The sequence below is a fragment of the Agriterribacter sp. genome, assembly GCF_035444585.1.
GTDB lineage: Bacteria > Bacteroidota > Bacteroidia > Chitinophagales > Chitinophagaceae > Agriterribacter.
Genome location: NZ_DAOMOZ010000089.1, coordinates 1 through 9,685, shown reverse-complemented (window position 1 = coordinate 9,685; position 9,685 = coordinate 1). Strand labels below are relative to the sequence as shown.

7 protein-coding genes are annotated in these 9,685 nt (G+C 44.1%); 3 read left to right on the top strand and 4 right to left on the bottom strand.

The window, feature by feature from the left end; all coding sequences use genetic code 11:
* Positions 1 to 102: 102 nt before the first annotated feature.
* Complete coding sequence (locus PLH26_RS11185) at positions 103 to 1,272, bottom strand: 2-isopropylmalate synthase (RefSeq protein WP_324586101.1); 1,170 nt, start codon at positions 1,270 to 1,272, stop codon at positions 103 to 105.
* 213 nt (positions 1,273 to 1,485) lie between these two features.
* Between PLH26_RS11185 and PLH26_RS11180 the strand changes: the two genes are divergently transcribed.
* Positions 1,486 to 3,042 carry a hypothetical protein gene (locus tag PLH26_RS11180; RefSeq protein WP_324586100.1) on the top strand — a complete coding sequence of 519 codons (1,557 nt, stop codon included), beginning with the start codon at positions 1,486 to 1,488 and terminating at the stop codon, positions 3,040 to 3,042.
* 110 nt (positions 3,043 to 3,152) lie between these two features.
* Here the strand turns inward: PLH26_RS11180 and PLH26_RS11175 are convergent, their stop codons facing one another.
* The 3 genes from PLH26_RS11175 to PLH26_RS11165 form a co-directional block, all read right to left on the bottom strand.
* Positions 3,153 to 4,334, bottom strand: a complete 1,182-nt coding sequence (locus PLH26_RS11175) for an FG-GAP repeat domain-containing protein (RefSeq protein ID WP_324586099.1) — start codon at positions 4,332 to 4,334, stop codon at positions 3,153 to 3,155.
* A 188-nt stretch (positions 4,335 to 4,522) separates the two neighbouring features.
* Positions 4,523 to 5,338 carry an N-acetylmuramic acid 6-phosphate etherase gene (gene murQ / locus PLH26_RS11170; RefSeq protein ID WP_324586098.1) on the bottom strand — a complete coding sequence of 272 codons (816 nt, stop codon included), beginning with the start codon at positions 5,336 to 5,338 and terminating at the stop codon, positions 4,523 to 4,525.
* Positions 5,339 to 5,405: 67 nt separating this feature from the next.
* Positions 5,406 to 6,251 carry an N-acetylglucosamine kinase gene (locus PLH26_RS11165; protein WP_324586097.1) on the bottom strand — a complete coding sequence of 282 codons (846 nt, stop codon included), beginning with the start codon at positions 6,249 to 6,251 and terminating at the stop codon, positions 5,406 to 5,408.
* Between the two features lie 61 nt (positions 6,252 to 6,312).
* Here PLH26_RS11165 and PLH26_RS11160 point away from each other — a divergent pair, with 61 nt between their 5' ends.
* Positions 6,313 to 7,905 (top strand): S41 family peptidase, encoded by a 1,593-nt coding sequence (locus tag PLH26_RS11160; protein WP_324586096.1) that lies wholly within the window; start codon positions 6,313 to 6,315, stop codon positions 7,903 to 7,905.
* A 157-nt stretch (positions 7,906 to 8,062) separates the two neighbouring features.
* Positions 8,063 to 9,424 (top strand): pyridoxal-phosphate dependent enzyme, encoded by a 1,362-nt coding sequence (locus PLH26_RS11155; protein WP_324586095.1) that lies wholly within the window; start codon positions 8,063 to 8,065, stop codon positions 9,422 to 9,424.
* Positions 9,425 to 9,685: the final 261 nt, after the last annotated feature.

The window sequence follows — 9,685 nt, the reverse complement described above, 5'->3', positions numbered from 1 at the left end:
TATCAAATAAAGTCTTACCCATCTTTCTTTTTTAAAGAAGCGGGACGCCTGAGCGTCACGCTAACCAGAGTGCTTAACGCAACATGAGAAAACATCTGCTTATTATGCAATGGCTACTTCCGGATGATTATTGGCTGCCAATGCCTTCAAATCCTCGTCTCCCACTTCTTTTTTCACATCGGCAACTTTAAGAAAAGCCTGGTACAACGTATCAATATCATTGCGGTTAAAATTGTACCCCAGCTTTTGAAAACGGTGAGCCAGGGCCGACCGCCCGCTCCTGGCTGTTAAAACGATCTTTGAACTGTCTGCTCCTACTTCTTCCGGGCGGATGATCTCGTAATTTTCTGCATTCTTCAGAAACCCGTCCTGGTGTATACCCGAGGAATGCGCAAAGGCATTGCTGCCCACAATGGCTTTGTTAGGCTGCACCGGCATGCGCATGGTATCGGCCACCAACCGGCTCATCGGGTTAAGCTGTTCGGCTTTAACATTTGTATATAAGCCCAGTGATTCGTGCTGCTTAATGATCATCACCACTTCTTCAAGAGAAGTGTTGCCGGCTCTTTCGCCCAAGCCGTTAATGGTGCATTCAATTTGCCTTGCACCATTTATTACTCCTGCTATAGAGTTGGCTGTTGCCAGGCCAAGGTCATTATGGCAATGGCAGGAAAGAATGGCTTTGTCAATATTGGGCACATTATTCACCAGGTAAGCAATCTTTTCGCCATACTGATGTGGAAGGCAATAGCCTGTAGTATCGGGAATATTTACAACCGTTGCACCGGCATCAATAACGGCTTCCACCACTCTGGCCAGGAAATCCAATTCAGCGCGGCCGGCATCTTCCCCGTAAAACTCCACATCATCTACAAATTTACGGGCAAACTTTACAGCTTCCACAGCGCGCGCGAGTATATCCTCCTTATTGGAATTGAACTTGGTAGCAATGTGCAGATCAGAAACTCCGATACCGGTATGGATGCGGGGACGTTTGGCCCCCCGAAGCGCCTCTGCTGCCACTTCAATGTCTTTTTTTATGGCACGGGTCAATCCACAAACGGTTGCATTTTTAATAACGGCAGAAATATTATGCACAGATTCAAAATCGCCGGGACTGGAAACCGGAAATCCTGCTTCAATAATATCCACCCCAAGATCTTCAAGCGCAAGCGCCAGCTCTATCTTTTCCTCAGCATTCAGTTTGCATCCCGGAACCTGCTCACCATCGCGCAGCGTTGTATCAAAAATATAAATCTTGTTTTGAGACATGGATTGATTTTAGATGATCAAATCGGCTACCCTAAAGGCAATTACTTCATATAACTGTTTTATTAAAAATCGGATATTTGCTAATCCGGTCACAAATGTACAGGTTGATAACAAAGGAATAAAACCAAATTAAACATTATATTACGCTGTGCAAGCCCGTGTTTTTTTGTTAAGATCCTTTATGGTTAAGGGTTTTAAAGAAATTTGATTACGATGCCCAAACGATCTACAGACGAACTGTTCCAGTTGATTAAATCCCTTGAAAAGGCTGAAAAGCGGAATTTTAAGCTTTTTGTGCAAAGAAATGCCACCAGCCCGGATATGAAAACCGTTCAATTGTTTGATGCGCTGGACAAATTGGAGGATTACGACGAGGAATCGCTCTTAAAACGCAATACAGATATTAAGAAACAGCAACTCTCCAATCTTAAATCACACCTTTACCGGCAAATACTGGCCAGCCTCCGGATACTGAAAGACGACAATAACATTCAGCTCCAGTTGCATGAGCTCATGGATTATTCCCGGATCCTGTATGATAAGGGACTTTACCTCCAGAGTTTGAAAACCCTGGACCGCGTAAAAGAATACGCCAAAGAGCAGCACCAGCTTACCTACAGGCTGCAGGCATTGATCTTTGAAAAAAAAATTGAGGCCCTGTACATTACCCGCAGCATGAAAAACAGGGCGGAAACACTGGCAAAAGATGTAGAAGAAGCCGGTGATAAGCTTACAATGGTAAACAAATTATCCAATCTTTCCCTTCAGTTGTACAGTTGGTATATTAACCTTGGACATGCCCGCGATGATAAAGACAGGATGGCGATCAAAGCTTTTTTTGAATCCAATCTGCCGGCAATTGCAACCCATTATAATGGTTTTTACGAAAAACATTACCGTTATGAGAGCTATTGCTGGTACGGGTTTATTTTGCAGGACCTGCTCATGTATTACCGCTATTGTCAGAAATGGGTAGACGCTTTTGAACAGGAACCTTTGATGAAAAAAGTAGACACTCCTTTATATATTAAAGGCCTGCACAATTTGCTGAACGCACATTTTGTGCTGCAGAACTACGAAAAGTTCAATGCAGTGCTTGATAAATTTGAACACTTTTATCATTCCAAACAGGCCAACAGCAACGACAATAACCGGGTGCAGTCGTTTATATACCTGTATACCGCCAAGCTCAACAGGCATTTCCTGGAAGGCAGCTTTACAGCGGGCTTAAAGATCATTCCCGAAATCGAAGAGAAGATCGGGGAATTCAGATTAAAAATGGACAGGCACCGCATCCTGGTATTCTACTATAAAATAGCCTGCCTGTACTTTGGCAGCGGTGATAATGAAAAAGCCATTGAATACCTCAACCGCATTATCAACTGGAAGGTAGACCTGCGTACCGACCTGCAATGTTATTCCAGGCTGTTGCATCTTATTGCGCACTATGAACTGGGTAACTACGACCTTTTAGAATATTTGGTAAAGTCGGTATACCGCTTTATGGCAAAAATGCAAAATCTGAGCGTGGTGGAGGAAGAGATCTTCCGCTTCCTTAGAAAATCGTTTCACCTCGATAAAAAACAGGTAAAAGCCGCATTCATTGTGCTAAAAGGAAAGTTGGAAAAATACAAAGATAATCCGCTGGAAAGCCGTTCCTTTATGTACCTGGATATTATTTCCTGGCTGGAAAGCAAGATCAGAAATGTGCCGGTGCAGGAAATAATGCGGGAGAAATACAAGGCGGCTACGGGGTCAAAGAAAAGATGAGGGTATAATTTGTAATTTATTGTTTGTGGTTTAGCGTTGTAGCATTTCCCAACGAATTGAACATGCGGTCTAACACTCCCCTGTTGCGTGCGGCCACATCCCGGAATACGCTATTCCTGCTCAAAATAATACACGCCGTTTTTATTACCGATAACAATATCCGGCCGGCCATCCTTATTCATATCTTCCGTAACGAATTGTATGCCAACGCCCGAATTATCATCAATAAGATGTCGCTTCCATACGGGTCTGTTGTTCCCATCCTTCAATAGTTCAAACCAGTACAATACCGCCGGCTCCTGCCCTCCCGGGCCTTTGCCCTGGTGGGAGAAAAACCGCTTGCCGGTAATAAAATCGGGCAGCCCGTCGCCGTTAACATCCTGCAGTACGATGCTATGGGCCTCGGAAAAAGTGGTGTCAATGGCATGCGTTTTAAAGGCTATTCGCCCCTGGTCATCACGTATTTGTTCGTGCCACCATACACCGTAATCATGCGCCGAGCTGGTAAGCACATCGTTGTCGCCATCGCCGTCGAAATCATACGTGATCATTTGCGCACAGGACTCCCCCAGGTTGGCCTCATGAAATGTCCACGGAGAGGTTTTCATGTCTTTCGGTGCTTCCCACCAACCACCGCGGATCATTACGTCTTTAATGCCATCGCCGTTAATATCTCCCCAACCCAGTCCGTGCGAGAACATGCCAACACCGCTGGCATTGGTTTCGCTTATGGGATGCCGTTGCCAGCTTACTTTATTGTTTTTTACCACGGCGCTGAACCATGCCATTTGCGCCAGCTTTTCATTCCCGAAAACCAGGTCGGTTTTGCCATCATTATTTATGTCAACGGCCATCGGCGATTCGTTAGACGCGACGGAGTCAATCAGGTATCTTTTCCAAAGCACATCAGCACTTTTAGGGTTTTCGAACCAATACACTTCTTTGCCGGGGAAGTCGAAACAGATCAGGTCCGTCCAGCCGTCTTCGTTTACATCTATGGCAAAATTGAGGAAGGAATCGCTGTATCCTTTGGTATAGTCAAACTTTTTGTGCTTCCATATGTCATGGGCCTTCCAGCCGGGGGCTTCAAACCATCTTGCGCCGGCGATTATATCCATTTTACCATCCCTGTTCACGTCGGCCACGGTAGCGGCTTCCGTATAAAACTCATCCCACAAATGGTATTTTTTGAATTTTACATCGCTGCCGGCTGTTTGTGACAGTGACTCAAGAGCAACCACACATAACAAGCATAAGCCAATGGCGCAGATGGTAGTTTTTTGTTTAAACATGATACAGGAGTTGATTTGAGATTTAAAATCTGAGGTTTGAGATTGGTATCAGGAGGCGGTCAGTCGGTTATTGCTGATTTCTGATTTGTTGATTTCTGATTTTTTAGTTTATGGTGTATTCCTCCGGATTTCGAAATTCAGGCTTCGGATTTGAAATTTGCTGTTTATTTGTTTCTTGTTGCTTTTATCTACCCTGCCGATTCCATAGCCCTTTTCACGCTTCCGAATTTTACCAGCAGGGCTTTGGCTTTGGTATAATCTGTATCCGGCAATTTTTCCATCAGCATTTTAGTACCCCGGTCCAACAGCTTTTGATTGCTCAATTGCATGTTCACCATTTTATTGTCTTCTACCCTCCCCAATTGAATCATAATGGCAGTGGAGATCATATTGAGCACCAGCTTTTGGGAAGTGCCGCTTTTCATGCGGGTGCTGCCTGTTACAAATTCGGGGCCTACAGCCAGTTCTATAGGGTGATCGGCCTGCTTCGTTAAGGGTGATCCGGGATTGTTGGTTATGCAACCCGTTATAATTCCACTTTCACGGCATTTCTTTAATGCGGCTATTACATAGGGTGTGGTACCGCTTGCCGCTATGCCTATCACCACATCTTTTTTATTCACATGGTGCTTTTGCAAATCTTCCCATCCCCGGGTAAGGCTGTCTTCTGCAAACTCAACGGGCTGCGTCATCGCTTTTTTGCCACCGGCAATGATGCCAATAACCAGATTAGGCGATACGCCGTATGTGGGCGGGCATTCGCTGGCATCTACTATTGCCAGCCGTCCGCTGGTTCCCGCACCAATATAAAACAATCTCCCGCCTGCCAGCATTTTGTCCACAGCAACCATCACCAGCTTTTCAATTTGCGGGATCATCTTTTCTATAGCATAGGGAACTGTTTTGTCTTCATTGTTGATATGGGTAAGGATTTCGGCAACAGGCATTTTTTCGAGATGGCGATAAGCAGAGGGTTGCTCCGTGATCTTTACAAAAGAGGTCATAAGCTGTCTTGATTAATTACAGTGGATATATTGATAAAGAGATAAAAATAATTTTTCTACATCCGGGTCACAGATGATACACTGCAAGCCCTTCCATCGGGTTTTTTAATATTTTTCCCATTGCAAATTCGTACGACCGGCAAAGTTCTGTAAGCACATCCCGGAAATGATACGACACGCCACCAACAAAACTTACAGGTAAGGTCCAGCTTTCTTTAAACTTGCAAACATGATGAAAGAAGAAATCATTTAATGCATCTTCTATGATGTTTTCAATCATATAATGCCCCCGGTTTTCTGATAAAAAAGGGGTAAATGAAGCGAGGTAGCGGTTGGCCAGCGGTTTTTTATATACATTTTCCAGTATCTCTGTATGGCTTGTTCCGTATTTTGCATTAAAGCGCCCTGCAAGCTCTTCATCGAAAGTGTTGTACAAATAATATTGCAGTACTTTTTTACCCAGACAGGCGCCGCTGCCCTCATCACCCAGCACATAACCGAGCCCGGGTTTATTTACAACTATTTTTTCCCCGTTGTAATAGCAGGAGCTGGAACCGGTTCCCAGGATGCAGGCCACACCCCTGGTATCGCCATACAGGGCCCTCGCCGCTGCCATCACATCATGGGTAACCTCCACGACCGTCAGGTCTTTAAAAACATTTTTAACAGACTGCTTTACAATACGGTTGTTGTTGGGGTTAATGCATCCTGTTCCGTAGTAATATACTTCATCAACCTTTACCCCTTTAAGCGAAGGAAGCAATTCTGTTTGCAGTATGTTCGTTATTTGAGCAGTACCAAAAAAATAGGGGCTGATCCCCTGGGTAAATATGGTTTTTTTCTTTTTCCCCTGCAATAAACACCATTCGGCCTTGGTTGCCCCGCTATCAGCTATCAATTTTACTGACGACATCTTTAATTGAACTTATTTCGTGAAATTCGTGCTCTCAAAGATAATATACAAATACAGACTAATGGGTAATAATAAATTAAAGCTCTGGCTGCCACTGATCTTTTCCCTGGTAATGATTGGCGGAATGTTCCTGGGATATAAGATGAAAGAAAAAATGCCGGCTACAGCCCGTTTTTTTTCTACCGAGCGGAAAGGAACAGTACAGGAGGTACTTGATCTCATCTCGAAGAGATATGTTGACCCTATACAAACCGATACGCTTGCCGATGCTGCAATTGAAGAAATGCTAAGCCACCTGGATCCTCATTCTATCTTTATTCCATCAAGTGACCTGCAACAGGTAAACGAAGATCTTGCGGGTAAATTTGAAGGCATTGGCATTGAGTTCAATATTTTTGATGATACCATTCATGTGCTGAGCGTACTTAAAGGCAGCCCTTCGGAAGATGCCGGCTTACAGCCCGGCGACAGGTTTTTAAAAATAGGCGATTCAACGGTAGCAGGCAACAATACCGGTGCCGATGAAGTAAAACACTTGCTTCGGGGCATGCATGGCTCAAAAGTGCAGGTTACGCTTCTTCGCGGCAAAGAGATAAAGCAGTTTACGATTACGAGGGGTATTATCCCACTCTACTCGTTAGATGCAGGCTATATGATCGCCCCTGCAACAGGCTATATCCGGCTAAATAAATTTTCTGAAACCACTTACGAAGAATTCATGGAAGCCATGCAAAAGTTAAAAGAGAACGGCGTTCAGAAATTAATACTCGACCTGCGGGGAAACGGTGGCGGTATTTTACAGGAGTCTGTAGAGATCGCCGATGAGTTTTTAGATGGCAATAAACTCATCGTTTATACACGGGGAGGCCACATCAAAAAGCAGGAATTCAGGGCAAGACGGGAGGGTATCTTTGAAAAGGGAAAATTGGTTGTGCTTATTGATGAAGGATCTGCTTCCGCAAGTGAGGTGCTTACCGGTGCTTTACAGGACTGGGACAGAGCCGAAGTGATCGGCAGGAGAAGCTTTGGGAAGGGCCTGGTGCAGGAGCAATACAACCTGAACGATGGCTCGGCTTTACGGTTAACCATTGCACGTTATTATACTCCGCTGGGGCGTTCTATTCAGAAGCCATACGACAAGGGCATTGAAAGTTATAATGAAGAATTATATGACCGGTACCACAATGGCGCCCTGCTCAATGCCGACAGCAACAGAATGGCTACCGGCGAACCGTATCATACACCAATGGGGAAACTGGTATATGGAGGCGGCGGCATAACGCCGGATGTTTTTGTTGCTATGGATACAATGGGTATCAACAATAAAATAGCCCGGTTGTATACAAAAAACACCGTTGGAAATTTTGTATACAGGTACTACATAGATCATATCGATCATTTTAAATTATTTGCAAACCCCGCTGATTTCGGGAAAGGATTTGATGTTAACGATTCGGTGTGGGACGCATTTACTGCATTCGCACTGCGTGACAGTATTAAATTAAGCAGCATGAGCGCAACCGACAGGCAATTTATAATGCGCAGGCTGAAAGGGCTGTTTGCCCGGCAGCAGTGGCGGAATGAAGGATTTTATGAAGTAAACAATACCCGGGATCCTATGGTTATAAAAGCGCTGGAAGAGCTGGGAGAGTGAGGGTGGGGGTTACAGGGTGTGCAAGGATTTCAAATTTGAGATTTCAAATTTCAAATTCGTCTTTTGGTGCTTTGCGTTACGGTTTGCCGCTTCTCCGTTGGGTGACGACCACATCTTCGGATTTAATTTTACCTTTACTACAACAGAAAACCCCGGCATGGATATTAAAAACAATATACTCGAAACCATTGGCAATACGCCTTTGATAAGATTGAACAAAATAACAAAAGGGCTTCCCTGCACGGTAGCTGCAAAAGTGGATTATTTTAACCCGGGCAATTCTATAAAAGACCGGATGGCCCTGAAGATGATCGAAATAGCGGAAAAAGAGGGCAAACTAAAGCCCGGGGGCACCATTATTGAATGCACTTCGGGCAACACCGGTATGGGACTTGCCCTGGCAGCCAGTGTAAAGGGATACAAATGCATCTTCACTTCTACCGATAAACAATCCAAAGAAAAATTTGATATACTGAAAGCAGTAGGGGCCGAAGTAATTGTTTGCCCTACCAACGTTGAACCAGACGACCCTAAAAGCTACTATTCAGTTGCAAAAAGGTTAGCAAGGGAGATCCCTGATTCTTTTTTGTGCAATCAGTATGATAATCTTGCCAATCGCATAGCGCATTATGAAACAACCGGCCCGGAAATATGGGAACAAACAGACGGCAAAATCACCCACCTTGTCAGTACGGCCGGTACGGGGGGAACAGTTACCGGAACAGCGATGTATCTGAAAGAAAAGAATCCGGCAATTAAGATCTGGGCGGTTGATGCCTACGGATCCCTGCTTACAAAATATTTCCGCACCGGGGAAATTGATATGACAGAAGTACATCCTTATATATCAGAAGGCTTTGGTGAAGATTTTGTACCGGCAAATTTCGATATGCGCGTAATTGATCATTTTGAGCAGGTTACAGATAAAGACGGAGCCTTAATGGCAAGGCGCCTGGCCAAAGAAGAGGGACTTTTTTGTGGTTATAGCGCCGGTAGTTGTTTGCAGGGTTTATTGCAGTTAAAACACCTTTTAAAAAAGGGCGACCTGGTGGTATGCATATTCCACGACCACGGCAGCCGGTATGTAGGCAAAGTTTACAATGACCAATGGATGCTGGAAAGAGGCTTTCTTGAGGTTAAAACTTTTAAAGATGTTATAAGCGGAAAAGGGAACCAGCCTATTGTAGCGGTTAAGCCAGACCAAACCGTGGCTGAAGTATTTGAACTGATGAAAAAATATGATATTGAGAACATACCGGTTATAAACAACGGATCTCCCGAGGGCTCTGTATCGGAAAGTGGTTTATTTGGTAAAATGATGGCTTCGCCCGATATTAAAAATGAGCAGGTAAGCAAAGTAATGGAACCAGCCTACCCCATAGTGGCTTATGATACACCTGTGGAAAGATTGGGTAAGCTGATCAATAAAGACAACGGGGCTATTTTAAGCAGGGACGAAGCCGGAGATTTACACATTATAACTAAATATGATATAATACAATCGCTTACCAGGGGCTGAATTTGAACTTTTGTTACAACCTTCTGCTTATTCTTTTCAAATGCAGTGCAGTAGCACATTCCATCACTTTATGTTCCTTTTTTTTAGCTGCTGCTTAGTAGTTATACTTTCCTGTTAACTGGTATATTTCCTAAAAATATTTAGCAGGTTTACGTATTGATCCCGTAAAAAACATAACCAAAAAAATGGGGAAAAGCGCTCTTGCGTGGTGGATAACTGGTTAGTATTTTTGTTTTGAAGTTGATTGATGAGGAAGCTACG